This window comes from Arthrobacter bambusae, from assembly GCF_030812595.1.
GTDB lineage: Bacteria > Actinomycetota > Actinomycetes > Actinomycetales > Micrococcaceae > Arthrobacter > Arthrobacter bambusae_B.
The window spans coordinates 333,641-357,539 of sequence record NZ_JAUSSZ010000003.1; the positions used below are offsets into that span (position 1 = coordinate 333,641).

Below are 23,899 nucleotides of genomic sequence, written 5' to 3' on the forward strand. Positions count from 1 at the left end.
CATGCCCCCCGCTGGGTGCGAGGAGTGGACATAGTGCGAATATGTCCACTCCTGACTGCTCAGAGGGGGCATGCTCTGTGTCCGCGGATGGCTGCCGCGCAGGTGGTAGAGAGAGCATGCTCTGCCTTGGCCACGAGGAACGGACATAACAGCGATATGTCCGTTCCTTAAACCCAAGAGGGGGCATGCTCAGGGCTTTTTCTTCCCGGCCCGCTTCGCCGCCGCGTTCATCGCAGCCTTCGCGGCCGGAGGGAGTCCGGCGGTTTCCACCTCCGGTTCGGCAACCGTCCCGCGCCAACGGGCCAGGCCCTTCATGCCGTGATACACCGCCAGGGCAGCCGCCGAACCCAGCGCGATGCCCGTGAACTTCAGTTCACCGATCGTCCAGGTGTAATCCGCGATCCCGATAATCAGTGCGACGGCGGCCGTGGTCAGGTTGATCGGGTTCGAGAAGTTGACCTTGTTCTGCACCCAGATCTTCACGCCCAGGACGCCGATCATGCCGTAGAGCATGGTCGCGGCACCGCCCAGCACGCCCGCGGGAACGGTGGCAATCAGTTCGCCGAACTTCGGGGAGAAACTCAGGATGATGGCGAAGGTTCCGGCAACCCAGTAGGCCGCCGTCGAGTAGACCTTCGTGGCTGCCATCACGCCGATGTTCTCGGCATACGTCGTGGTGCCCGAGCCGCCGCCGAGTCCGGCGAGAACCGTCGCGACGCCGTCGGCCATCAACGCGCGGCCGGACACGTCATCGAGGTTGCGTCCAGTCATCGCTGCCACGGACTTCACGTGTCCTACGTTCTCGGCCACGAGCACCAACACGACCGGGACGAACAAGCCCACGACGCCGAGGTGGAACTCCGGAGCCTGGAAATGCGGGAGTCCGATCCACGAGGCCGAGTCCATCTTGGAGTAGTCCACTTCGCCGCGCGTCATGGCGGTGAGGTAGCCCACCACCACGCCCACCAGGATGCTCAGCGCCCCAGAATGCCGCGGAAGAGGACGCTCACCAGGATGATCGTCACCAGTGTCACGAGGGCGGTCACCGGGGCCTTGTCGAAGTTCGCTTTTGCCGCCGGCGCCAAGTTCAGTCCGATCAGGGCAACGATGGCGCCGGTGACAATAGGCGGCATTGTCCGGTTGATCCACTCAGCGCCGAACTTTTGCACCACTGCGCCGACAAGCGCCAGTACGACGCCGGCAAGCACCACTCCGCCCAGCGCGCCCGGAATGCCGAACTGCTGCTGGGACGCCAGGATGGGGGCAATGAAGGCAAAGCTCGAACCAAGGTAGCTCGGCACGCGGCCCTTGGTAATGACCAGGAACAACAGGGTGCCGATGCCGGAAAAGAGCAGTGTGGTGCCCGGCGGCATGCCGGTGATGATGGGTACCAGGAAGGTGGCTCCGAACATCGCGACGACGTGCTGCATACCGACGCCGATGGTCAGCGGCCACGCCAGCCGTTCCTCGGGTGCCACCACGGTTCCGGGCCGGATCGACTTGCCGTCGCCGTGCAGCTTCCATTTGGTTCCGAGCATGCTCATCTACGGGAGCCTTCCCTGAAAGTTGTGATTGTCCGGGTGCAACCTTACCGCCCGGGAGGCCTGCCGATTCCGCTGTGTGGAACATCACGTGGATAGCGGGAAGACGCGACGGGAAGTTGAAGTTGCAACCATGGAAAGCATAAGCGCCCGGCCCCATGGCTGCGGGCACAGCGAAAGGTACGCGAATGACAATCGCCCACGAAGAAGCAGTGATTGACGCCGCAGCAGTCGACGCCATCTTTGCCGAAGCCCGCACCGCCAACTCTTTTGCCGGTGAGGTCTCCGATGAGCAAGCACAGGCGATCTACGAACTGACCAAGTTCGGCCCGACGGCGTTCAACTCGCAGCCCCTGCGCGTCACCTACGTCCGTTCGGACGAGGCCCGCGCCAAGCTGGTGGAAACCCTTTCTCCGGGCAACAAGGCCAAGACCGCCTCTGCTCCGTTGGTCGCCGTGCTCTCCTACGACACCGACTGGCACGGCCAGTGGGACAACTTCCTCCCGGGCTACAACGCCCCGAAGGCGATGTATGACGCCAACCCGGAGTTCGCTGCGATCACCGGCAACAACAATGCCCACCTGCAGGCCGGCTACTTCATCCTTGCGGTCCGCTCCCTCGGTTTCGCTGCAGGCCCCATGACGGGCGCAGACTTCGCAGCTATCGACGCCGCATTCTTCCCTGCCGGGGACCAGAAGAGCTTCCTGGTGGTCAACATCGGCCAGCCCGGTCCGGACGCCTTCGGCGAAGCCAAGCCGAAGTTCGCCTACGAAGACGTCGTCCGCACCGTCTAACGCTTCCGGCCCAGGTGACGCTCCCTCACTTCCGGCGACCCTTTCACTATCGCTCGCTCACCCTGGTGAGCGAGCGTTGGTGTTTAAGCCCGGATATGTGAGCGAGCGTTGGGGTTTAAGGCCCCGTATCTGACCGAGCGTCGGGGTTTAAGGCCCGGTATCTGACCGGGCGTCGGTCTCGATCGACGCTCGGTCACCTTTAGCGGTTTTTTCATCGACGCTCGGTCACCACTGCGGTAGGCGTCGCTGTGCGACGGGTGCCGCGGTGGCAAAATTTCCTTATGCGGAACCTGATTCTGGTGGCGTTCGTCGAAGCCGTTGCTGACGGGATGGTTTTTCCGCGTAGTGACTGGCCGCTGCACATCACCCTGTTGAGGTTCGACGTCGAGCCCTCCGATGGTGACGACGTCACCGTGCGCCTCAGCGAACTCGTTACGGCTCCCGCGATGGGCGCCTTAGGGGCGGACCTCACCGTAGGGCCCGACGCCGGATTCGGTCACCAAGGATCGATCCCGGTCAGCCTCGTGGAGCACCATCCCCTTTTGCAGGGTTTGCATGAGGAATTGTTCGACGCCGTGGCAAGCGTTGGCGGGCGTGTGGCAACCCCGCACTACGTCATGGAGCACTACCGTCCGCACATTTCGCATCACGACGGCAAGCGCCCCAAGCCGGGTGACGCCGTCGTGCTCAACCAGATCGCGCTCGTGGACATGGCGCCGGAAAGCAACCACACCATTCGCCGAATCCTCAAGCTGTGGCGCCTCCCGGCGGAGCCAAACTAGGCAGGGGCTACGAAATCACGCCGTCCACGAGGGCCTTGGCCTCTTCCTGGACCTGCTTGAGGTGGTCGGCACCTTTGAAGGACTCGGCGTAGATCTTGTAGACGTCTTCCGTTCCCGACGGGCGGGCCGCGAACCAGGCGTTCTCGGTGACCACCTTGAGGCCTCCGATTGAAGCGCCGTTGCCGGGCGCCTCGGTCAGCTTGGCAGTGATTTCCTCGCCCGCAAGCGTGGTGGCAGTGACGTCCGCGGCCGAGAGTTTGCCGAGCTTGGCCTTTTGCTCACGCGTGGCAGCGGCGTCGATCCGGGCGTAGACGGGCGCGCCGAATTGGTCCGTGAGGCCCTTGTACAGCTGGGACGGCGACTTGCCCGTGACTGCCGTGATCTCCGATGCCAGGAGGGCCAACAGGATGCCGTCCTTGTCGGTGGTCCAGACGCTTCCGTCGCGCTTGTTGAAGGAGGCGCCCGCGGATTCCTCGCCACCGAAGGCACCCTCGCCGGAGAGCAGGCCGGGAACGAACCATTTGAAGCCCACGGGAACTTCCACGAGTTTGCGGCCCAGTCCAGCAGCCACCCGGTCGATGATGGAGGAGGAGACGAGGGTCTTTCCGACCACTGACTCGGGGTTCCAACCGGTGCGGTTGCGGTACAGGTAGTCGATCGCGACGGCGAGGTAGTGGTTCGGGTTCATCAGCCCGCCGTCCGGCGTCACGATGCCGTGGCGGTCGGCGTCGGCGTCGTTTCCGGTGGCGACGTCGTAGGCGCTGCCCGCGGCACTGTCAGACATGCGCTTGATGAGTGAGGCCATGGCCGACGGTGAGGAGCAGTCCATGCGGATCTTCTCATCCCAGTCGAGGGTCATGAATGCCCACTGCGGGTCTACGGTCGGGTTGACCACGGTCAGGTTGAGTTGGTGACGCTCGCCGATCTCACCCCAGTAGTCCACGGATGCGCCACCCATGGGGTCCGCGCCAATACGGACGCCGGCGGTGCGGATCGCGTCGAGGTCAAGGACGGATGGGAGATCGTCCACGTAGCTGCTCAGGAAATCGAACTTGCCCGTGGCATCCGCTTTGAGGGCATCGTTCAGGGGAATCCGCTTGACGCCGCGCAGCCCGTTTTCCAGGAGTTCGTTGGCGCGGTTGGCGATCCAGCCGGTGGCATCCGTGTCGGCAGGGCCGCCGTGCGGGGGGTTGTACTTGAAACCGCCGTCGGCCGGAGGGTTGTGGCTCGGGGTGACGACGATGCCATCCGCCTGCGGCTGGCCGGGGCCGGCTTCGTTGTTGTACTTGAGGATTGCGTGGCTCAGGGCCGGGGTGGGCGTGTAGCCGTGGCGTGCGTCGATCAGTACGTTGACGCCATTGGCGGCAAGGACTTCAAGGGCGGAATTCTGTGCTGGTTCGCTCAGCCCGTGGGTGTCCTTTGCCAGGAAGAGTGGGCCCGTGATGCCCTGCCCGGCACGGTACTCCACAATCGCCTGGGTAATGGCGAGGATATGGCCTTCATTGAATGAGGCCTTGAGGCTGGACCCTCGGTGCCCGGAGGTGCCGAAGGCAACGCGTTGTGCGGGATCACTAAGATCCGGCGTCACGTCGTAGTACGCGTCGAGAAGAGCGGTGATGTCTACAAGGTCCTGGGGAAGGGCAACAGTGCCCGCACGACTAGCCATTGACCCAGCATGCCAGACCGTCCCGTGAGCTTGAAGAGAAAACCTGCTATTGCGGTGCCTGTGACTTCGTATTTCCGCTTGATTGACGAAGATTCACTGCCCGTTTACCGGAGTGCTGCATGGGCCGGAGCCGCTCGGACCCACTCTGCTTATGTGCGCCAGCGCTCGGCGGTAGGCTGGGCACAAAGAGACTCGCAAGGGGGATATTCCATGACCGACCAGCCAGCGAAACCCGGGAACACTCCCGAGGGCGGCGAACCGCCCAAGGGCAACGAGCCGCCGTCGTACATTCCGCCTGCACACGAACCCGGTGAGAACACGTACGGCGAGCAGCCGTTTGCCTCGCCGGCGGCGTCTGGCCCCTACGGCCAGTCCCAGCCGCGGGAAGCGTACGACCAGTCCCAGCCGCAGGCGCCCTATGCCCAGCAGCCTGCCGGCCCCTACGGACAGCCCCCTTCGCCGTACGGTCAACCTCCCCAGGCACCGCCGCCCGCATACGGCCAGCCCGCGAGCCCCTATGGCCAGCCGGCTTACTACGGCGTGGCTCCCGAGCCCAAGGGCCTGAGCATCGCGAGCATGTGCTGCGGGATCGCCGTTTTCGTGGGTCTTGGCTTCTTCGTCCTGCCGCAAATTGCCGCCGTGATCCTGGGCCACATGGGACTCAAGAAGGAGCCAGCCGGCAAGGGCATGGCCATCGCGGGCCTTGTCATGGGATACCTGGGCATTGTCGGCGTGATCATATTCTGGGTCCTCATCGCGATCTTTGCTGCGACCGCATCGCATTACAACAACACCTACTAGAAACGACGACGGCGGCCGGTGCGTTTGGCGGGAAACCCACCGAACTCATCGGCCGCCGTCGCGGTTTATGTCAGTTACGGACTAGCGCACGCCGCCCATCAATTTCTTGATGGCGGGCGAGCCGGCTGCCAGCGCGACAGCGATCACGACGGCTGTGCCGCCGACGCCCAGGAAGTAGGGCAGTTCGTTGTCGGGGTTGTACAGTCCGGCCAGGATGCCGGCCAGTGCGGTGCCGAGGGACACCGAGAGGAAGAACAAGGCCACCATCTGGGTGTGGAAGGCCTGGGGGGCCAGCTTGGTGCTCACGGACAGCCCGATGGGCGACAGGAACAACTCCGCCAGGGTGAAGAGGAACAGGATTCCCACGAGCGCAAGCAGCGGGGTCTTTGCACCGCCGGACAAGGGGATGAAGGCCAGGAATGCCAGGCCCATCACGAAGAGTCCGGCGGCAAACTTGATGGGGGAACCCGGCTGCTTCGGACCGAGTTTTGTCCAGAGAGCAGCCATGACGCCGGCGAAGACGATGATGAATACAGGGTTGATGGACTGTACCCACGCCGCCGGCATTTCCCAGCCGAAGAGGTTCCGGTCCAGTTTGTCCTCCGAGTACACGGCGATGAACGTGAACTGCTGCTGGAAGAGTGCCCAGAACGCTGCCGACGCGATGTACAACGGAATGAACGCGACTACACGTTTGCGCTCAAGGGGCGTGACTTTCTTGCTCCGGAAGATCAGCGTGAAATAGATGATCGAGGCGACAATCGCGGCGTAAGCCATGCTGCGGGCCAGGTTGCCGGGGTTCACCACGCCGGTCATGAGTAGCCCGGCGATCACGACGGCGATGCCGAAGAAGACGAGCCCGTAACGGCTCCGCTGTGCGGAGGGGAGGGGGTTGGGGACGCGGTGGGCTTCTTCCGGGAGCTTGTTGCGGCCGAGTGCGTAGATGACCAGGCCGATCGCCATGCCGATTGCGGCTGCGCCGAAGCCCCAGTGGAAGCCGTTGCTTTTCTGCAGCCAGCCGGTCACGAGGGGTCCAATGAGGGCACCGAGGTTGATGCCCATGTAGAAGATGGAGAAGCCGGCGTCACGGCGTTCGTCCTTCTCCCCATAGAGGGCGCCGACCAGCGCTGTTGCGTTTGCCTTGAGCCCGCCGGAGCCGATACCCACCAGCACCAGGCCTGCCACCAGGCCCGGGATCCCGGGCAGGAGTGCAAGCGCGATGTGGCCGGCCATGATCATGATGGCGGAACCGAACAGCACCCGTTCGGAGCCGAAAAGCCGGTCCGCCAACCATGCGCCCAAGATCGTGGAGAGGTAGACACCTCCGCCGTACGCGCCGACCAGTCCGGCGGCGAGCGATTTGTCGATCGAGAGTCCGCCATGGTCGGCGGTGAAGTACATGTAGTAGAGGAGGATGCCCTGCATTCCGTAGAAGGAGAATCGTTCCCACATTTCTACGGAGAAGAGGCTGGCCAGCATCTTTGGGTGGCCGAAAAATGACGAATCGCCTGTGTTTTTGGCAGGCGTCCGCGTGTCAAGAGTTGTGCTCATCTGATCCATGGTGACATTGACTGAGCGCATTGTCACATTTTTATAGGTGCCTCGGGCAACTATATTCCGGGGTGCGATACCGCTTTTTGCTGCAGCTCAAGCTGGCGTGCGAGCCGCAGGAGCAGCATCTCGGAGCCCGGCTTTCCGATGAGCTGGATGCCCATCGGGAGCCCCGCCCCAGGCGTCGGACCGGTCCAATGAACCGGCACGGTGATCGCCGGCAGTCCGCACACATTCACCATCGAGGACCAGGGCGCAAACTCGCATTGCTTGCGGTAGTCGTCGTCTGCGTCGCCCGGCCAGTCGGGGGCCGGCCATTGCTCGCCTCCGGGCATTGTCCCGGTGAACCAGCCGACCGGCCTTGGCGTTTGGGCCAGGGATGGTGTCAGGATGAGGTCCCACTGTGCGTATTGGGTGACGGTGTCGTGGGTGAACTGCCGCAGGAAGCCGATGGCCTCATTGACCTTGGCTGCGCTGCGCTGTTGCGCCCGACGCCGGAAGGTCCGGGTCAAGGGTGTCAGCAGGGCTTCGCGCTGCGGCAGGATCCGGGCGCTGCCGACGCCGGCAGTCCAGGCGGTGGTGAAGGCTTCCGGATAGCGGTTGTCATAGCGGATCTCGGCATCGAACACAGAATGGCCCGCGCCCTTCAGCAGCTTGATGCCCTGAGCGAGGGCATCAAGGGCGGCTTGCTCGGTCGCGAAAGGAAAGCTGGCGGACCACGGACTATCCAGGCTCGCGCCGATACGCAACGCCGCGGGTGCTTCCTCAAGCCCGGCGAGGTAGCCCCCTTCCGGCCCGATTCCATGCGGCACCAGGGCATCCATCATGAGCGCTGCGTCGGGAGCGGAGCGCGCCAAGGGCCCCGCGACGACCAGCTGAGCCGCGTCGCCGACGCTTTCACCCGACGGCACCAGCCCCCGGCCCGGCTTCAACCCCAGCAGTCCACATGCCGCAGCGGGAATACGTATGGATCCGCCGCCGTCGCTCCCGGGCGCGAAGGGAACCAGACCCGCGGCAACCGCGGCAGCGCTGCCTCCCGACGATCCGCCGGAGCTGCGGCTCAAGGCGTGCGGATTGCGCGACGGCGGGGCGATGCGGTTTTCGCTGTAGGCCGTGAGTCCGAATTCCGGAACCTGGGTCTTCCCCAGCGAGATGGCCCCGGCGCCCTTGAGCACTGCGGCAAGGGCTCCGTCTTCCGGGGCGGGCTTGCGATCCAACGCTGCACTCCCGTGAGTGGTCACGACACCCGCAACATCGGTGAGGTCCTTGAAAGCCAGCGGCACGCCGTGCAGGAGGGGAAGCCCGGGATCCCCGCTGCGCCGGCGAACAAACTTTGCGTCGGCGGCCCTGGCGTCGAGCATGGCCTGTTCTGCCGTGACGGTGACGAAGGCGCCCAGCATACGGTTCAGCTCTTCTATCCTCGCGAGGAAGTGTTCCGTCGCCTCAGTTGCAGAGAGATGCCCGGCAGCCAGGGCCTGGCGCAACTCGACCGCGCCGAGTTCGTGGATGTCAGCCAAGGAAGCGGGACTCCAAGCGTTCCTCCACGGGAACGGCGTCGGCATCAGCCGAATCGCCGGGTGCCGCGGTGACGCGATAAGCAGCCTTGCCCCTGACTTCCGCAACCACGTCCACAAGTTCAGTGCCTCGGTAAACGAGCCCGACGCCGTCGTCGGTGCAGTGCGTTTCGCCCAGTACGCCCTTTGCGACCAGCTGGTGGACGAGCGGGCGGCGGCCCGGCTCGGAGTCGTAGTGGACACCGTTGGCATAGGGGAGGAAGCCAAGTCCGCCGGTTACGGCGCGCAATTCGGGGCCGTATGAATCCGTGGTGCCGCCCTGGAACCAACAAATCGAACCTGCGGACACTCCGGCCAGCACTACGCCCTGTTCCCAGACGCGCCTCAGGATGCGGTCCAGTCCGTGGGCTCGCCATACGGCCAAAAGATTTACCACGGAACCACCGTTGACCCACACCACGTCCTGTTCCAGGAGGTACGCCTCTGGATCGCTGTAATTAGGCATCGTGAAAAGGTTGAGGTGGCTGAAATCGAAGCCCGAAACACGTGCGGCTTGGTCCAATTCGGCGGCGAACCAACGCTGGTCTCCTGAGGCCGTGCCAATGTGCGCCACCCGCGGCGCGCGTCCGCTCACCCCGGAGAGTTCGACGGCGTGGTGAACCAGCAGGTCGAACTCCATCCTGGTGCGATGTCCGGACTTATAGCCGCCGGAGGTTGCCAGGATGGTGGGCTCCGAAGCAGCCATGTGGCCTCCTCCCTGCCTAGGGCAGTCCCGCTCGCCACAACGGCGAACATTTAGCGCCAACACTAGTGCCGTGGCGGCGGAGTGCGGAAGCCGCGTAACCTGCCGCGCCGCACCGGTCTCGGCGGTGATCCCCGGAGCCCGCAGTATTAGGCTGGATTGGAGATCTGAACCTACAGGAGGGAACCCACGTGAGCGATTTCGAGACCGTGCCCGTCGGCGATGTTCCGGCCGACGCGAAAATCTTGGATGTCCGGGAGGATTACGAATGGGTAGCGGGCCACGCCGAGGGTGCGCTGCACATCCCGCTTGACCAGATCCCGGCCCGGCTTGACGAGCTTGACCCCGACGATGACCTTTATGTCATCTGCCGCACTGGCGGACGGTCCTTCCGCGCGGTTCAGTGGCTGGTAGGGCAGGGCTACACCGCCACCAATGTCGCCGGAGGCATGGACATGTGGTTTGAGACCGACCGCCCGATGGTCTCGGAGAACGGCCTCAAGCCGGTCGTCCTGTAGTCACACGCATACCATTTAAGGACTATGTACATGCCGGCATCCGCCCCCACCTACACCTTCCTCGGCCCGGAAGGTACCTTCACCGAGGCCGCCCTCATGCAGGTCCCCGGCGCGGCCGATGCCAACAGGGTGCCCTGCACCAATGTGAATACAGCGTTGGAGAGGGTTCGCCAAGGCCAGGCAGATGCGGCGATGGTGCCGATCGAGAACTCGGTGGAAGGCGGCGTGACCGCCACCCTTGATGCCATCGCCACCGGAACCGAATTGCGGATCATCCGGGAAGCGCTCGTTCCCATCACTTTCGTGCTGGTGGCCCGCCCCGGCGTGGAGATCTCGGACATCCGTCGGATCTCCACCCACGGTCATGCTTGGGCCCAGTGCCGCCTGTGGGTCGACGAAAATATCCCGAATGCGGAATACGTTCCTGGATCCTCAACGGCTGCAGCCGCCGTCGGGCTTCTCGACGGCGACGCGCACTATGACGCCGCCATCTGCGCACCGCTCGTCGCGGCCGAGCGGCCGGGCCTGAATATCCTTGCGGAGAATATCGGCGACAACCCCGGCGCCGTTACCCGCTTCGTCCTGGTCAGCCGTCCCGGTGCACTGACTGAACGCACGGGCGCGGACAAGACCACCGTCGTCGTGCCCCTGCCTGAAGACCGCCCCGGCGCACTGATGGAAATCCTGGACCAGTTCGCCACCCGGGGAGTCAACCTCAGCCGCATCGAGTCCCGGCCCACCGGTCAGTATCTGGGTCACTACTTCTTCAGTATCGACGCCGACGGCCACGCGTCGGATGCCCGGGTAGCCGATGCCTTGGCAGGCCTGCACCGGATCAGCCCGGCCACGCGCTTCCTGGGTTCCTATGCGCGAGCTGATGAGCAAAAAGCCTTGGTTGCTCCGCACACCTCCGACGCTGCGTTCGCATCCGCCCACGCCTGGGTTCGTGGCATTCTCGGCGGCGAACCAAGCGTTTGACCGCGTGGATCCGCTCTCGCCAAGCGATGGATGATTGACTCTTCAACCCCTATCGCGTGGATAAAACTGTGCGTATGCTTGCTTGATCCACAATTGATGGACGCATGCCCCTAACGGAGGGAGCGGGCCATGTCGGGAAATAGCAATGACAGCAGCGGCCAGGGAATGATCGTCAACCCCAAGCCCAAGGCAGACAACCAGGACTGGGACGGCGACGACGCCGACCGGGCCGATCGGCTGCGTTTTGAGGAAGAACAGGCCATGATTCGCGAGCAATCGGAAGCGCGCGCAGCCGCCAAGGCTTTGGCGGAAAAGAAACTCGCTGAAAACAAACTCGCTGAAGGCGAAGTGACCGAACCCAAAGCAACGGAAGCGGCGAAGAACACCAAGTAGCCCGTCACGCTATTGCCGCGCAATTACGAGGGCCGCAATTACGAGGGCACAGTTACTGCACGCGCACGAGAAGAGAACGCGGCTCCACCTTCACGGTCACTTTTGTGGCCTCGCCCGAGGGATCACCGTCAAGTTGCGTGGCCATCGGTTCGCTGCTGCTAATGACCACTTTGCCTGAACGGTAGAAATTCATGACCGGCAGGTTCCGGTTGTGCTTGAACAAGATCTTGGCGTACATCGCGATCCAGCCGATGGCGCTACGGGGGCTCATGACCACGACGTCCAGGACGCCGTCGTCGATCATCGCACCCGGGATGAAGTCGATGCCCCCTGGAATCAGGCCGCAGTTGGCGAACAGGACGCTTCGGATTTTCCGGGATTGCTCGGGCTCGTCGTCCATGGCAATGGAGACCCTTTTGCGCCGGCCGGGCAGGTGCCGGACGCCCGCCTCGGTGTAAGCAAGCCAGCCGACCGCCTTCTTGAGGCCGTCGTTGGTATCGCCCACGACCTCCGCATCCAGGCCCATGCCGGCGATCACCAGGAAAGCATGCTCGGATGAGGTGCCCGTCTGCTCGTTGTGGATTGCCATCCGCGCGGTGTCGATGTATCGCTGGTGGCCGAAGAGTGCAGTGTGGACGTTGCCCCGAAGATCGTTGACATCCAGGTCCACGTTGCGTGCCAGCAGGTTTCCGGTTCCCAAGGGAATCAAGCCCATTGCAACGTTGGTATGCGCGAGGGCCTCCGCCACGACGCGCACGGTGCCGTCGCCGCCGCCGACGAGTACGACGTCGGGCCTGTACGCAAGTGCCGCCTTGGCTTGCGAGTGGCCGGGGTCTTCCGCGGTGGTGTCGAAGAAGCGCGGTTCGTCCCATCCCGCAAGATTGCAGGCATCCCGGATGATCCTCCGAGCGTCCTCGGCCTTCGCCTTGACCGGGTTAAGGATCACGGCCACCCTTTGCAAGCCGGCTTCGGGCTTGTGTGCGTCTTCGTGCACGGCGCTGCGGGCATGCCTGGCTCTGAGCCGGCGCACGCCCCACCAACTGGAGACGGCGAAGACCACGCCCCCAGCCAGAATCACGTACAGGATCCAGTTGCTCATGGTGATTCAACCCTATCCCGGTGCGGGTACGGCAGTGCACGGTGACAGGGGGCGCCCGCCCCCGTCGGGCGTTGGCCGCGGAGCCGGGCGCTCATTCGATACTCTTGTCTGGTGATCGACGTAAAAGACCTCAGCGAAAACCCGGACAAGTTCCGTGCCAGCCAGCGCGCCCGCGGTGCGGACGAGTCCGTTGTGGACGCGATCATTTCCGCCGACGCAGACCGCCGCGCGGCTCTGATCCGCTACGAAAACCTCCGCGCGGAGCAGAACGCCTTCGGCAAGAAGGTGGCACAGGCCAAGGGCGAGGAAAAGCAAGCGCTCCTCGCCGAGGTCAAGGAATTGGCCAACTCGGTCAAGGCTGCCTCTGCCGAAGCCGACGCCGCCCAGGCCAAGCAGGAAGAGCTCCTCCGCGTCATCCCCAACCTGATCGTGGACGGCGTGCCCGAGGGCGGCGAGGACGATTTCGTCGTGGTCAAGACGGTCGGCACACCCCGCGAATTCCCTGACTTCGAGCCGAAGGACCACCTGGAAATCGGCGAACTCATTGGCGCGATCGACATGGAACGCGGTGCCAAGGTGTCGGGTGCGCGCTTCTATTTCCTTCGCGGCGTCGGTGCCCGCCTGGAGATGGCCCTCCTTAGAATGGCCATGGACCAAGCCATCGAGGCCGGCTTCGTGCCGATGATCACGCCCACCCTTGTTCGACCGGAAACCATGCAAGGCACGGGCTTCGATGTGAAGCACGACGCCGAGATCTACCGTCTCGCTGAAGACGACCTTTACCTTGTGGGAACCTCGGAAGTCCCGCTCGCGGGCTACCACGCGGACGAGATCCTGGATCTTTCCGGCGGCCCCATCCGCTACGCCGGACAAAGTTCCTGCTACCGTCGCGAAGCAGGTTCGCACGGCAAGGACACCCGCGGCATCATCCGCGTGCACCAGTTCAACAAGGTGGAGATGTTCATCTACACCACGGTTGAAGAGGCCGCTGCCGAGCATGAGCGCCTCCTGGCCTGGGAAGAGGAAATGCTGGCCAAGGTCGAGCTCCCGTACCGCGTGATCGATACTGCCGCGGGCGATCTGGGCATGTCCGCGGCCCGGAAGTTCGACTGCGAAGCCTGGGTCCCTACCCAGAACGCGTACCGCGAGCTCACCTCGACCTCCAACTGCACCACCTTCCAGGCCCGCCGCCTGAACATCCGTGAGCGTGTGGTCAACGAGGAAGGCGTCGCGAAGGGCACCCGTGCTGTCGCCACCCTCAACGGCACGCTGGCCACCACCCGTTGGATTGTGGCCATCCTGGAGCACCACCAGAACCCGGATGGCTCGGTCAACGTCCCCACGGCACTCCAGAAGTACATGGGAGGGCTCGAGGTCCTGCCCGTTCTGTAGGGACTTGTCCACATAGAGGCAAAGCACCGCTGACGCTGTGGGACGATCCATGGATAGTCATTCCATGGATATCCCACCGCAACTCATTGTCTCCGCCGAACGGCTGGCTCTCACCGGCTCTACGGCTGGGATTCACCGGCCCTTCAAGGCGGGCCGTCTCGTCCGGCTAAGGCGCGGGTACTACGTGAAAACCTCAAGCTGGGTGGAAGCGACCCCTGCCCAGAGGTTCGAGTGGTCCGCGGCGGCGGTGGGTCTGGCGCTGGAGCAGCCCGTCTTTTGCGGTGAGTCGGCGGCTGTGGTGCTCGGCGTCCCCACTCTTCGCCCTCCGGAGTTCGTCGATCTAGCCACACCTTCGGAGCGAAGCACCGGGCGGCGGCCAGCAACGTTTGTGGTTCACGGAAACAGCGTGCTTGCCGAGAAGGCCCGGAATGCAGGCAACCATCCCCTGCGCTACGTCCTGCGGCGCGACGCGCAGGCCGTGGTTTCCGGCCAGTTTTCCTGCACGAGTCCGGTGCAGACGGCCATGGATGTCATGTGCGCTTCGTCCTTCAGCAGCGCGCTGGTTATCGCCGACGGAATCGCACGAATGCTTTGGAAACAGGGGTTGCTCGGGCAGGATGCCTGCTTGGCCGAACACCCTGCGATCGCCTCGGCTTTGGACGGGATATCCGCTGTTGCCACCAGGCACCGTGCAGCCCGCATCGCGGGCTTGGCGCACACGAAGGCCGAATCGGCAGGGGAGTCGTTCAGCAGGGCTGTCATCGAGCTGCTGGGCTTTGAGCAGCCGCTCCAGCAGCACACGATTGTCGACTCCGGCCGGTTCGTTGCCCGGACCGATTTCTGGTGGCCGGAGCAATCGATCGCGGGCGAATTCGATGGCAAACAAAAAGACGCGGACGAAAATATGCGCGGGGCGTGGAGCGCGGAGGAGGCCGTCTATCGGGAGAAGCTGCGTGAGGACAACATCCGGGGACTGGGGTTTACCGTAGTCAGGTGGAATTGGGCGGATCTGGAGCAGCCAGGCCGCCTTCGGATGAAGCTCCTGCGTGCCGGACTGCGGCCTCGGAGCCAATCCCGGCCCTAGTTTTGGATATTCACCGCCTGTTCATCGCCTACTGTGGCCTGTGTCCTAGCTGGTGTCGATGGGTTCTGCTTCACTAGTGCCATGACTATTTTGACTGACACCTCAGTCGCTGGCATCGATGACCAGCGGAATTCGAATCACAAACTCATGGTCGCGTTGGACGTCGACGGAACCCTCGTGGACCACGATGGCCACATGTCGCCGGGCGTCCGCGACGCCGCAAGGGCAGTCATCGCCCACGGACACGATGTCCTGATCGCAACCGGGCGCTCGTTGAACGCCACCTTGCCCGTCATTGAGCAGATCGGGCTGGAGCGCGGGTATGCCGTGTGCTGCAATGGCGGCGTCACGTTGCGGCTCGACCCCGGGTTGGACGCAGGCTACGAGATCATTCACAAGGCAACTTTCGATCCCGCCCCGGCGCTGATGGCCCTTCGCGAGCAGCTTCCGTCCGCCAAGTACGCGCTCGAGGACGAGGACGGGAATTTCCTCTCCACCGAGCGGTTCCAGGACGCCAGCTTCGGCGTTGAGGCAATCGGCGTCGATTTCCAGACAATGCTGGATGCCACTGCGGTGCGCGTGGTGGTGTTCAGCAGCGAAAATACGGCCGACGAATTTTCCACCGCCATCCGCAAGGTCGGACTCTCCGGGGTCACCTACTCCGTGGGCTGGACGGCCTGGCTGGATATTGCCGCTGCAGGGGTCACCAAGGCCAGCGCCTTGGAGCAGCTGCGACGGCGGCTCGGCACGCACCCCCGCCACACTGTGGCAGTGGGGGACGGCCGCAACGACATCGAGATGCTCAGCTGGGCCGGGCGCGGCGTCGCCATGGGCCAGGCGCCTGAGGAAGTCATCGCCGTGGCGGATGAGGTCACCGCTTCGGTGTACGACGACGGCGCGGCCGTCATCCTGCGTCGCCTGCTGTAATCGCCTGCTGAAACAGCCCCCGCGCGGTGGCTAGGACCTCCGCACAGCAGGGCCGGCCGGCTGATGCTCACCACAGCTCAGGCGGCATCCGAGACCACGGTGATGATACGCCGCAGGCTCATGGCGACCGACGCGGTGGCGGTTACAGGCGCGTGGCCGGCGGCGGCTTCCGTGATGGTGTCGCTCAGCGCTGCCACGCTGTCATGAGCTTCGTCCAGGGCGCTCTTGAAGTCATCGGAGTCCGCATGCCGCCATTGGCTGATCGTTCGCGCAACGTCTTCGAGGGCCTCAGCCAAATTAGGCGGTACACCCTCCGGGATGACCGTTCCCGCGTTCTCTTCCCAGATCACGCTCGCCAGGATGTCCGTGATGTCCTGCACGTGGAAGGTCAGCCGTTCCACCACCTGCAAACCGGCCAGGTCGCCGGTCAGCCGCCTGGCCCGACGGCGGGACCGCGGATTCGCTTTGGCGCTCAACTTCGCGGCATGGACCGCTGCCCGGACCGCGGCGGCGGTGCGGGAGAGCTCGCCGCTACGGCTCGCCCATTCCTCGTGGTTCGGCGGCCAGGATTCCGTCATGGCGCTGGCCATGTCCCGGAGCTGCTTGGACAGCGCCTGTTGGTGCCCATCGATGGCAGGATCGATGCCTTCAAGATGCAGGGGAGGGAAGATCAGCCAGTTCACTGCGAAACCGACGGTGACTCCCATGCCCATTTGCAGGACATACGCGAAAGAAAAGCCCTGCGCATTCGAATAACCCAGCACCAGCACGAACAACGCCGCCATGGGAACCCATTCGGAGGCGCTGCCGAGTCTTGGCAGGCCGCCGATGACGACCCCCAGGCCGACGACGACGGCGACCGCCAGCACGTTCGGGGTGGCGACTGTGGTCACGGCGAAGGCCATGGCAATGCCCAATCCGAGACCCAGCAGGCTTTGCAGCCCGTGCTTGGCGGAATCCGCCACGGTGGGGTGCATGCTGACCAGGACGCCCAAGGGCGCGTAGTAGGGGTACGCGGCGGCAGTCCCCGGCATGAACGGTGCGAGATACCAAGCCAGGCCGGCCGCGACCGCGGTCTTGGCAGCAAACAGGAGTCGGTGGCCTGTGACCGCCTGCCTGAGGGCGGGAAGAAGCCGGCTGGCCCTGGGCTTGGAGATCATGGACTCAAAATAGGCCGGGAGGACTGGATGTGTCGAGGACGATATGCCTGGACGCGTTCCGGGGTAATCAGTAGACCTCGAGGATCAATTGCAGCAAGCGGGCGGCGGCCGGCCTGGCGGCGTGCTCCTCTACCCATTGCGCCCGGGCGAGAGCCTTGCTCACTGCTTGGGTGCTGATCCCCAGCTCCTGGGCCACGGCCTTCTGTTGTCCACGGACACCAGGCGTCAGCAGGTCAAGGACGCGCCACTCGGCTACGCTCCGTTGCTGGACGATGTGCCCGAGGAGCCGTAGCACAGCCTCCGATTCGGCAGCGAGGGCAGCGATCGGCCCTTCGACGGCCACAGGGACCCGTTCCTTGCCATTGCGCAAGCGGTCCACGGCCCGGCGTGCATAGACCAGCCCGTGTCCGGAGGCGTCTTTGATTTGGTTGGGCAGCGGTTCATTGACCGGTCCGACGCCGATTCCTACGTACCACTGTCCGCTCCGCAAGGCGATGAGCGCTGAATCGACGGCCAAGTGCGGGAACTCCACGATGCCTTGGACCTCGTCCTCCACCGAGCGGTCAAAGTCCAAGCACGCAGGGATATGGCGCAGGTCTTTGAGCAGCTGCGGTACGAGGTCACCTTTGCCGCGGCTGTCGCGTTGGTTGATGGTCAGCGTGAACATGGTGGATCAAACACTACCGGCAGGTAGCTGACTTTCAAGCGGTTAATCCGGAGCCAACTGCTCGTTACGAACGCGGATGCCCGGCGTGTGATGCGGTGGGTTCCAAGCAGCGGACCCGGCCATTGACGACGGCGGCGGGTGCGGTTCGCACGGAACCGCACCCGCCGCCGTCGTGTGGGCCCACGCCGCCCGGGTTCCCTGGCCGAGGGGAGCGTGGCTAGGGTGGCGGTGGTTGGGCCCACGCCGCCCGGGTTCCCTGGCCGAGGGGAGCGTGGCTAGGGTGGCGGTGGGGATTAGTGGGAGGCCGGAACGTAACGCTTGATGGAAGCTTCCAGCTCGGCTTCGGCGGCTGCGCGGTCGGCCCAGCCTTCAGCCTTGACCCACTTGCCCGGCTCAAGGTCCTTGTAACGGGTGAAGAAGTGCTCGATTTCCTTGATCAGGAATTCGCTGACGTCCGAGATTTCCTGGATGTGGTCGAAGCGCGGGTCGGCCGGAACGCACAGGACCTTGGCGTCTCCGCCGCCGTCGTCGGTCATGTTGAAAACGCCGATGGGGCGCGCCTCGACGATGACGCCGGGGTACAGGTCGAAGTCCTGCAGGAGCACCAGTGCGTCCAGCGGGTCGCCGTCCTCGCCCAGGGTGTTCTCGAAGAACCCGTAGTGCGTGGGGTACTGCATGGAAGTGAACAGGACGCGGTCCAGGCGGACGCGGCCGGTCTCGTGGTCAACTTCGTACTTGACGCGCGACCCCTTGGGGATCTCGATCGTGACGTCGTGCTTCATGGAATGCTCCTTGACGGTATTGGCATGGGCGCGGCAACAGAGCAGCCGACGCCGCCGACTACTATTGAGGATATAGCGAGAGGCCCAAGTTTCTTGAAACGGTGGGGACATTCAAGACTTTGAGGACTAAGGCTGCATGAAGGGCGTTGACGAGGCGGGAGCTCAGCAGGCTCCGGAAAAGCAGGCTTCGGAACAGCAGGAGACTCCCGCTCTCAGGCCAAGGAGGCCCAGGCGCGGGAAACGCGGGAAAACTGTGTCGAAGGGCATCGTCCGTTTTCTGCCACTTCTCTTGTTGACCTTGGTCATCGCGGCCTTGGCCGTGCCGATGGGCTTCGGAGTCGCACCTGGGTTCTTCGGTCCCGCCGTTCCGGGGGTGGCCGGCACGCCTTCACCCAAGGTGCCGGCCTGGCAACAGGTCCCCAAGCAGCTGAGCCGCACCCAGATTGTTGCGCCTTTGGATGCTTCCGCGCCGGTCCCGCTGCCGGCCGACGTCACAAACCAGCTCAATGCCCTTCTGATGCCCGACGGCGGTGGAGACTTCACCGGCGTCGTTGAGGACGCGTTGACCGGGCTTCCGCTTTACGATCGCGACGGCGCCAAGAACCGGGTGCCGGCGTCCAACATGAAGCTGCTTACGGCGATCTCGGCGCTGCGGGCGATCGGCCCGGAGACACGCTTCAGCACGAGGGTCCTGGCGGGGCCTTCGGCCTCGACCATCATCCTGAGCGCCGGAGGTGACGTCCTGCTTGGCGACGGCCCGTCCCAGCCAAACGGCGTGCTTGGCCATGCCGGTTTGGAGACGCTCGCAAGCGATGCGGCAAAAGCACTCCAGGACCGCGGCGTGAAGGGCCCGGTCACGGTGCAATTGGACGATGGACTATTTACCGGTCCCGCCTTGAATCCGGCGTGGAGCCTCGACGATGTCGCTGCCGGCGAGACTGCGCCGATCTTTCCGATCGCCCTGAACTCGGCCCGCACCAGCCCGGGGGCAACCACCGGTCCGCGTCCGCAAGACGCCGCCCTCAGCGCCGCCGAGGCATTCGCGGGGAAGCTCCAGGCCGCGGGTGCCACTGCGGGATTCACGGTGGTCCCCGGCGTGGAACGCGCCACCGCTCCGGCCGGAAAGCAGGACGTCCTCGCGAGCGTTGTGTCTGCGACCGTCCGCGAGCAAGTGGATTTGATGCTCGAAACCTCGGATAACTACCTCGCGGAGGTCTTCGGCCGGATGGCCGCCCTGTCCCTGGGAAAGCCCGGATCCAATGATGGCGCGACGGCGGCTGTAAGCGCCCAAGTGGCGGAACTGGGGATCGCCACGGACTCCCTGCACTTGGCAGACGTGTCCGGCCTTGCCTTGGGAAACCAGGTGTCGGCGCGGGAGTTCGCGGATGTAGTGCGTGCCATCACGTCGGGGCCGGACACTCGTCTCCGTGCCGCACTCGCCGGCTTCCCCGTGGCCGGACTGACCGGCACGCTCGGCGACCGCTATGTAGACGCCAGCACCTCCGAAGGTGCGGGACTGGTGCGGGCCAAGACCGGCACCTTGAATTCGGTGATCGCTTTGAGCGGTTACGTGGTGGATGCGAACGGGCGCCTTCTGGTCTTTTCCTTCATCGGCAACGGGCTCACGCCGGGCGCAGCGGGAAACAAAGTGGCGTTGGACAGGGCCGCCACCGCACTCGCATCATGTGGTTGCTCGGGTCGTTGACGTTCGCCGGTACCCGCCAAGGAACCAGGTGTGCATGCACGCACCCTCTGAGGACCCAAGCGCCCGTTGCACTGGGTGCGCCGGTCCTTATCGGGTGCGCCGGTCCTAAACGGGTGCGTGCCCCAGGTCTTTGAGCTTCGAGAATCTGCACCCTGACGTTCGCCGCTGAGCGAACTTAAGGGTGCAGATTCAGCCGGTTGTGTTCTGATGGTTCGTATGGAGTCTCAGCAGCAAGCCCAGTCCCTCATCAACTGGGAGCTGGCCGCCTCCACGGCTGCCCGGCTCGCTCCCCCCGGTCCATCACTGAGCCCGGCCCAGATCGGCAAAGCCGTGGACAGCCTGCGTCACAGCGCCGACAGCTCGGTACCGCATGTGCATGACATCACCGGTTTGGAAGCCGCGCGCGATCTCCGCGACTCCCACGTCCTGGTGGTCGACCGCGCGTCGTGGGCGAAGGCCAATACGCAAAGTTTTGCCGTGATGCTCCAGCCGGCACTTCAGCAAATGCTCGATTCCCGGCGCGGACCGGCGATGACGCCCGCCGCGGCCGCTGCGAGCGGCGCCATTACCGGCAGCCAGCTCGGGGCTGTGCTTGCCTTCTTGTCGAGCAAGGTCCTGGGTCAATACGATCCCTTCGCGTCGCTCGCACCGGACTCGAAAGCGCCGCCTGCCGGGCGGCTCCTGCTGGTGGCCCCTAACATCATTTCCGTGGAGCGCGAACTCAACGTGGATCCGGACGATTTCCGGCTCTGGGTCTGCCTTCACGAGCAGACCCACCGGGTGCAATTCGCTGCGGCGCCTTGGCTCCGGACCCACATGCTTGAGGAAATCGAACGCCTCAGCGCCAATTTGCTGGGCAATGTGGACTCCATTATGGAGCGCGCCACGGCCGCCGCCCGGTCCTTGCGCGATCGCTCCGCCGGCGCCGTACCCCGCCGCGGGGCCATTTTGGACCTGCTGCAGAACCCCGAGGAGAAGGCGTCCCTCTCGCACCTCACAGCGGTCATGAGCTTGCTGGAAGGCCACGCCAATGTAGTGATGGACGCCGTCGATTCCACCCTGGTTCCGTCGGTGAAGACCATCAGGCAGCGCTTCAGCGCGCGGGGCAAGGACCGCGGCATGATCGAGAAATTCATCCGTAACATCCTCGGGCTGGATGCCAAGATGCGCCAGTACAGCGACGGAGCCAAGTTCGTCCGTGAGGTGGTTGCGGCCGCCGGCATGGAGGGCCTGAACCGGGTCTGGGAATCGGCCGAAAAACTGCCCACCGAAGCCGAAATCCACGACTCCAAGCTGTGGCTTGAGCGGATGGGGCTGTGACCGCAGGTACCAGATCGGGCCCCGCGGCAAGCAGCGGACGACGGCGTCCCGGGCGTTTGGCGCCGGTCGTTGGCAAAGCGCGGAACATGTTGCAGGACGCGCTGGCATCCGCGGGCTATCCGGAGCGAATCCTGGTGGCCTGCAGCGGCGGGCCGGACTCCTTGGCCCTCGCTTCAGTGGCTGCCTACTTCGCCCGACGAGGCCATGTGCACGGCCACCCCGTGGGTGTTGCCGCCGTCGTCGTTGACCACCAGCTGCAGGAGGGCTCCAGGGAGGTTGCGGCACGCACGGTGTCGATCCTGGAGGGGCTGGGCCTCTCGCCCGTCCAGCTGCGGACCGTGGATGTGGAGGCTACCGGTTTCGGGCCCGAGGCCGCGGCCCGGGACGCCCGGCACGCGGCCCTCGAAGCAGCAGCCACGGAACTCGGCTGCGGAGCAATCCTGCTCGGGCACACCCTGGACGACCAGGCCGAACAGGTGCTCTTGGGCCTGGCCCGGGGCTCGGGAACCCGCTCCCTCGCGGGAATGCGCCCCGCCCGCGGCAAGCTTCTTCGTCCCTTCCTCGGGCTTCGCCGCGCCGAAACCCTCGAGATCTGCGAGACCGAGGAACTCGAAACCTGGCACGATCCCAGTAACGCGGACCCAGCCTTCGCCCGCTCGCGGACCCGGGTGGAGGTGATGCCTTTGCTTGAAGACAAGTTGGGGCCCGGCGTCGCCGAATCGCTCGCCCGTACCGCCTCGATCCTGCAACAGGATGCTGACTTCCTGGACCAGCTTGCCGCGGAGAGCTATGCGGGGCTCGTGAACCGGGCCGACGATGGAGTCTGGCTGCCCGAAGACCGCTTGAGGCAATTGCCTCCCGCGCTGAGGTTCCGGGTGATCGCCAAAGCAGCGGCCGACGTCGGGGGCCAACAGCCCGGATACGGGCGCCTCCAGGCCGCCGAGGCCTTACTGCGCCGGCAGGGATCGGCGGGTCCCGTGCAGCTTCCCGGAAACGTCAACGTCTACCGCGTATCCCTGAGCGAATTGGAACGGGAGGCCTCAGCAGGGCGACCAACCGTTCCCCGCGAAGGCGGCGGCTGTGGGAAGCTAGTATTCCGGCATCAAAGATCGCCCCAACACTAGCCGCACCCACGCATCAACACAGGAGCCATTGGTGGATTCAAACGACGTCCAGGCAGACCTCAAACACGTTCTCTACACCAAGGAGCAGATCCAGAAACGGATCGCCGAACTTGCTGCACAGATTGACAAGGACTACGAGGGCCGTGAGCTGCTGATCGTCGGCGTGCTCAAGGGTGCCGTCATGGTCATGGCAGACCTCGCCCGTGCGCTGCACAGCCACGTCAGCATGGACTGGATGGCGGTGTCTTCGTATGGATCCGGTACCCAGTCCTCGGGAGTGGTGCGCATCCTCAAGGACCTTGATACCGACCTCATGGGCAAGGATGTCCTGATCGTCGAAGACATCATCGATTCCGGCCTGACCCTCTCCTGGCTCAAGACCAACCTCGAATCGCGGGGCACCGCTTCCGTGGAAATCTGCACGGCTTTCCGCAAGCCTACGGCCGCCAAGGTCGAGATTGACGTCAAGTACGTCGGCTATGACATTCCCAACGAATTCGTCGTTGGCTACGGACTGGATTACGCCGAGAAATACCGCAACTTGGACTTCGTGGGAACCCTCGCCCCGCACGTCTACGAATAGCCTTTTCGCGCTGCGGCATTGCCGCGAATGAAAGCGAGAGAGGTCGGCCGTCCCCTTGGGAGGCCGACCTTCTCTTTTTAACTCATTCGGGGAGGGCTGGCGATGTTGGGCAATTCGCGTGTTAGCGTTCAGCTCATTAGTTGCTTACTTGACCTGTGGGGGGCATTTTGAGTATCGATTCTGTTTCGGCGTCAAAGCGGGGAAAAGTCCGGGCGCTTCTGGCTGGTGGATTGGTCCTGGGGGTCGGCGCCGCAGCGGTGTTGGCCGCGTGGAATGACTCCGAGTTCGCCACCGGAACATTCACGGCGGGCACCTTCAATCTTCAAGGAAGCACCGACGGGACGTCCTATTCGGAGCACTCTGCTTCCCCTGGAGCCGCCCTGCCATTCACCCTCAACCCATCCAACCTGGCGCAAGGGGACACTGTCTACGCACCCTTCGCGGTTCGGTTGGCGGCCAATACCAGCACGGGGTCAACGGTCACGGTACACACAGCCGCCGCCACCGGCTCGGTCGCGAACCTGAGCTTCGAGCTCGTTGAACCCACTTCCTTCGGATGCTCCAGCGCCACTACGGGAACCCAATTGGTGCCCGCGGGTACCGCTCTCGACGGAACGCTGAGCGGAGTTACCTTCACGCTCAACGCCGGCAGCCCCCCGAGCGATCCTGGTGATGCGGTCTTCCTCTGCTTCAAAGTGACGGCGGCCACGGGCTTGGTCCAAGGGCAAAGCGGTACGGCGACGTGGCAGTTCGCTGCGGCATCCACCTCCTGACCA

General features: G+C 64.4%; 22 protein-coding genes and 1 pseudogene. 14 read left to right on the forward strand and 9 right to left on the reverse strand.

From position 1 onward, the window contains the following. Positions 1-189: 189 nt before the first annotated feature. Positions 190-1,544: pseudogene (locus J2S96_RS06945) on the reverse strand (uracil-xanthine permease family protein). A 185-nt stretch (positions 1,545-1,729) separates the two neighbouring features. On the opposite strand from J2S96_RS06945, the gene J2S96_RS06950 reads away from it, so the two are divergent. Both J2S96_RS06950 and J2S96_RS06955 read left to right on the forward strand, forming a co-directional pair. After that, a complete protein-coding gene (locus tag J2S96_RS06950; RefSeq protein WP_306861219.1) occupies positions 1,730-2,335 on the forward strand; it encodes a malonic semialdehyde reductase in 606 nt (201 codons plus the stop codon). A gap of 281 nt (positions 2,336-2,616) precedes the next feature. Beyond that, positions 2,617-3,117 (forward strand): 2'-5' RNA ligase family protein, encoded by a 501-nt coding sequence (locus J2S96_RS06955; protein ID WP_306861221.1) that lies wholly within the window; start codon positions 2,617-2,619, stop codon positions 3,115-3,117. Positions 3,118-3,124: 7 nt separating this feature from the next. Here J2S96_RS06955 and pgm read toward each other — a convergent pair whose 3' ends face one another. Further along, complete coding sequence (gene pgm, locus J2S96_RS06960; RefSeq protein ID WP_306861223.1) at positions 3,125-4,783, reverse strand: phosphoglucomutase (alpha-D-glucose-1,6-bisphosphate-dependent); 1,659 nt, start codon at positions 4,781-4,783, stop codon at positions 3,125-3,127. 210 nt (positions 4,784-4,993) lie between these two features. Between pgm and J2S96_RS06965 the strand changes: the two genes are divergently transcribed. Continuing rightward, on the forward strand, positions 4,994-5,584 hold the full coding sequence (locus J2S96_RS06965; RefSeq protein ID WP_306861225.1) for a DUF4190 domain-containing protein: 591 nt from the start codon (positions 4,994-4,996) through the stop codon (positions 5,582-5,584). An 81-nt stretch (positions 5,585-5,665) separates the two neighbouring features. Here the strand turns inward: J2S96_RS06965 and J2S96_RS06970 are convergent, their stop codons facing one another. Genes J2S96_RS06970 through J2S96_RS06980 form a run of 3 tightly spaced genes read right to left on the reverse strand, consistent with a single transcriptional unit; the run spans position 5,666 to position 9,394 of the window. Continuing rightward, positions 5,666-7,144 carry a peptide MFS transporter gene (locus J2S96_RS06970; RefSeq protein ID WP_370873032.1) on the reverse strand — a complete coding sequence of 493 codons (1,479 nt, stop codon included), beginning with the start codon at positions 7,142-7,144 and terminating at the stop codon, positions 5,666-5,668. A gap of 50 nt (positions 7,145-7,194) precedes the next feature. Then, complete coding sequence (locus J2S96_RS06975; RefSeq protein WP_306861229.1) at positions 7,195-8,652, reverse strand: amidase; 1,458 nt, start codon at positions 8,650-8,652, stop codon at positions 7,195-7,197. Next, complete coding sequence (locus J2S96_RS06980) at positions 8,645-9,394, reverse strand: peptidase E (RefSeq protein ID WP_306861231.1); 750 nt, start codon at positions 9,392-9,394, stop codon at positions 8,645-8,647. The genes J2S96_RS06975 and J2S96_RS06980 overlap by 8 nt, the downstream gene beginning before the upstream one ends. A 188-nt stretch (positions 9,395-9,582) precedes the next feature. On the opposite strand from J2S96_RS06980, the gene J2S96_RS06985 reads away from it, so the two are divergent. The 3 genes from J2S96_RS06985 to J2S96_RS06995 all read left to right on the forward strand — a co-directional run bounded on the left by J2S96_RS06985 (position 9,583) and on the right by J2S96_RS06995 (position 11,280). Then, positions 9,583-9,909, forward strand: coding sequence for a rhodanese-like domain-containing protein (locus tag J2S96_RS06985; RefSeq protein ID WP_306861233.1), 327 nt, complete (start codon positions 9,583-9,585; stop codon positions 9,907-9,909). Positions 9,910-9,939: 30 nt separating this feature from the next. Continuing rightward, complete coding sequence (gene pheA / locus J2S96_RS06990; protein ID WP_306861235.1) at positions 9,940-10,887, forward strand: prephenate dehydratase; 948 nt, start codon at positions 9,940-9,942, stop codon at positions 10,885-10,887. 129 nt (positions 10,888-11,016) lie between these two features. Then, the gene (locus J2S96_RS06995) at positions 11,017-11,280 is read left to right on the forward strand and encodes a hypothetical protein (RefSeq protein WP_306861236.1); all 264 of its coding nucleotides are present in this window, start codon (positions 11,017-11,019) and stop codon (positions 11,278-11,280) included. Between the two features lie 52 nt (positions 11,281-11,332). On the opposite strand, the gene J2S96_RS07000 is transcribed toward J2S96_RS06995, so the two are convergent. After that, positions 11,333-12,379, reverse strand: coding sequence for a diacylglycerol/lipid kinase family protein (locus J2S96_RS07000; protein ID WP_306861238.1), 1,047 nt, complete (start codon positions 12,377-12,379; stop codon positions 11,333-11,335). Positions 12,380-12,490: 111 nt separating this feature from the next. Here J2S96_RS07000 and serS point away from each other — a divergent pair, with 111 nt between their 5' ends. The 3 genes from serS to J2S96_RS07015 all read left to right on the forward strand — a co-directional run bounded on the left by serS (position 12,491) and on the right by J2S96_RS07015 (position 15,782). Next, complete coding sequence (serS, locus tag J2S96_RS07005; protein ID WP_306861240.1) at positions 12,491-13,771, forward strand: serine--tRNA ligase; 1,281 nt, start codon at positions 12,491-12,493, stop codon at positions 13,769-13,771. A gap of 64 nt (positions 13,772-13,835) precedes the next feature. Next, the gene (locus J2S96_RS07010) at positions 13,836-14,855 is read left to right on the forward strand and encodes a hypothetical protein (RefSeq protein WP_306861242.1); all 1,020 of its coding nucleotides are present in this window, start codon (positions 13,836-13,838) and stop codon (positions 14,853-14,855) included. Positions 14,856-14,936: 81 nt separating this feature from the next. Next, complete coding sequence (locus J2S96_RS07015) at positions 14,937-15,782, forward strand: HAD family hydrolase (RefSeq protein ID WP_306861243.1); 846 nt, start codon at positions 14,937-14,939, stop codon at positions 15,780-15,782. 77 nt (positions 15,783-15,859) lie between these two features. Here J2S96_RS07015 and J2S96_RS07020 read toward each other — a convergent pair whose 3' ends face one another. The 3 genes from J2S96_RS07020 to J2S96_RS07030 all read right to left on the reverse strand — a co-directional run bounded on the left by J2S96_RS07020 (position 15,860) and on the right by J2S96_RS07030 (position 18,391). Continuing rightward, positions 15,860-16,942 carry an FUSC family protein gene (locus tag J2S96_RS07020; protein WP_306861245.1) on the reverse strand — a complete coding sequence of 361 codons (1,083 nt, stop codon included), beginning with the start codon at positions 16,940-16,942 and terminating at the stop codon, positions 15,860-15,862. A gap of 67 nt (positions 16,943-17,009) precedes the next feature. Continuing rightward, positions 17,010-17,609, reverse strand: coding sequence for a hypothetical protein (locus J2S96_RS07025; RefSeq protein ID WP_306861247.1), 600 nt, complete (start codon positions 17,607-17,609; stop codon positions 17,010-17,012). 293 nt (positions 17,610-17,902) lie between these two features. Further along, positions 17,903-18,391 (reverse strand): inorganic diphosphatase, encoded by a 489-nt coding sequence (locus tag J2S96_RS07030; protein ID WP_306861248.1) that lies wholly within the window; start codon positions 18,389-18,391, stop codon positions 17,903-17,905. Positions 18,392-18,716: 325 nt separating this feature from the next. Between J2S96_RS07030 and dacB the strand changes: the two genes are divergently transcribed. The 5 genes from dacB to J2S96_RS07055 all read left to right on the forward strand — a co-directional run bounded on the left by dacB (position 18,717) and on the right by J2S96_RS07055 (position 23,896). Then, positions 18,717-20,096 carry a D-alanyl-D-alanine carboxypeptidase/D-alanyl-D-alanine endopeptidase gene (gene dacB, locus J2S96_RS07035; protein WP_306861315.1) on the forward strand — a complete coding sequence of 460 codons (1,380 nt, stop codon included), beginning with the start codon at positions 18,717-18,719 and terminating at the stop codon, positions 20,094-20,096. Positions 20,097-20,312: 216 nt separating this feature from the next. Next, positions 20,313-21,416, forward strand: a complete 1,104-nt coding sequence (locus tag J2S96_RS07040) for a zinc-dependent metalloprotease (RefSeq protein WP_306861250.1) — start codon at positions 20,313-20,315, stop codon at positions 21,414-21,416. A gap of 86 nt (positions 21,417-21,502) precedes the next feature. Then, the gene (tilS, locus tag J2S96_RS07045; RefSeq protein ID WP_306861252.1) at positions 21,503-22,540 is read left to right on the forward strand and encodes a tRNA lysidine(34) synthetase TilS; all 1,038 of its coding nucleotides are present in this window, start codon (positions 21,503-21,505) and stop codon (positions 22,538-22,540) included. A gap of 31 nt (positions 22,541-22,571) precedes the next feature. Continuing rightward, a complete protein-coding gene (gene hpt, locus J2S96_RS07050) occupies positions 22,572-23,123 on the forward strand; it encodes a hypoxanthine phosphoribosyltransferase (RefSeq protein ID WP_306861255.1) in 552 nt (183 codons plus the stop codon). Between the two features lie 167 nt (positions 23,124-23,290). After that, positions 23,291-23,896 (forward strand): SipW-dependent-type signal peptide-containing protein, encoded by a 606-nt coding sequence (locus J2S96_RS07055; RefSeq protein WP_306861256.1) that lies wholly within the window; start codon positions 23,291-23,293, stop codon positions 23,894-23,896. Positions 23,897-23,899: the final 3 nt, after the last annotated feature.

Coding starts and splice junctions, on each gene's coding strand:
- J2S96_RS06950 (WP_306861219.1), top strand. CDS start 1,730: ATGACAATCGCCCACGAAGAAGCAGTGATTGACGCCGCAGCAGTCGAC.
- J2S96_RS06955 (WP_306861221.1), top strand. CDS start 2,617: ATGCGGAACCTGATTCTGGTGGCGTTCGTCGAAGCCGTTGCTGACGGG.
- pgm (WP_306861223.1), bottom strand. CDS start 4,783: ATGGCTAGTCGTGCGGGCACTGTTGCCCTTCCCCAGGACCTTGTAGAC.
- J2S96_RS06965 (WP_306861225.1), top strand. CDS start 4,994: ATGACCGACCAGCCAGCGAAACCCGGGAACACTCCCGAGGGCGGCGAA.
- J2S96_RS06970 (WP_370873032.1), bottom strand. CDS start 7,144: ATGGATCAGATGAGCACAACTCTTGACACGCGGACGCCTGCCAAAAAC.
- J2S96_RS06980 (WP_306861231.1), bottom strand. CDS start 9,394: ATGGCTGCTTCGGAGCCCACCATCCTGGCAACCTCCGGCGGCTATAAG.
- pheA (WP_306861235.1), top strand. CDS start 9,940: ATGCCGGCATCCGCCCCCACCTACACCTTCCTCGGCCCGGAAGGTACC.
- J2S96_RS06995 (WP_306861236.1), top strand. CDS start 11,017: ATGTCGGGAAATAGCAATGACAGCAGCGGCCAGGGAATGATCGTCAAC.
- J2S96_RS07000 (WP_306861238.1), bottom strand. CDS start 12,379: ATGAGCAACTGGATCCTGTACGTGATTCTGGCTGGGGGCGTGGTCTTC.
- J2S96_RS07010 (WP_306861242.1), top strand. CDS start 13,836: ATGGATATCCCACCGCAACTCATTGTCTCCGCCGAACGGCTGGCTCTC.
- J2S96_RS07015 (WP_306861243.1), top strand. CDS start 14,937: ATGACTATTTTGACTGACACCTCAGTCGCTGGCATCGATGACCAGCGG.
- J2S96_RS07020 (WP_306861245.1), bottom strand. CDS start 16,942: ATGATCTCCAAGCCCAGGGCCAGCCGGCTTCTTCCCGCCCTCAGGCAG.
- J2S96_RS07025 (WP_306861247.1), bottom strand. CDS start 17,609: ATGTTCACGCTGACCATCAACCAACGCGACAGCCGCGGCAAAGGTGAC.
- J2S96_RS07030 (WP_306861248.1), bottom strand. CDS start 18,391: ATGAAGCACGACGTCACGATCGAGATCCCCAAGGGGTCGCGCGTCAAG.
- dacB (WP_306861315.1), top strand. CDS start 18,717: ATGGGCTTCGGAGTCGCACCTGGGTTCTTCGGTCCCGCCGTTCCGGGG.
- J2S96_RS07040 (WP_306861250.1), top strand. CDS start 20,313: ATGGAGTCTCAGCAGCAAGCCCAGTCCCTCATCAACTGGGAGCTGGCC.
- tilS (WP_306861252.1), top strand. CDS start 21,503: ATGTTGCAGGACGCGCTGGCATCCGCGGGCTATCCGGAGCGAATCCTG.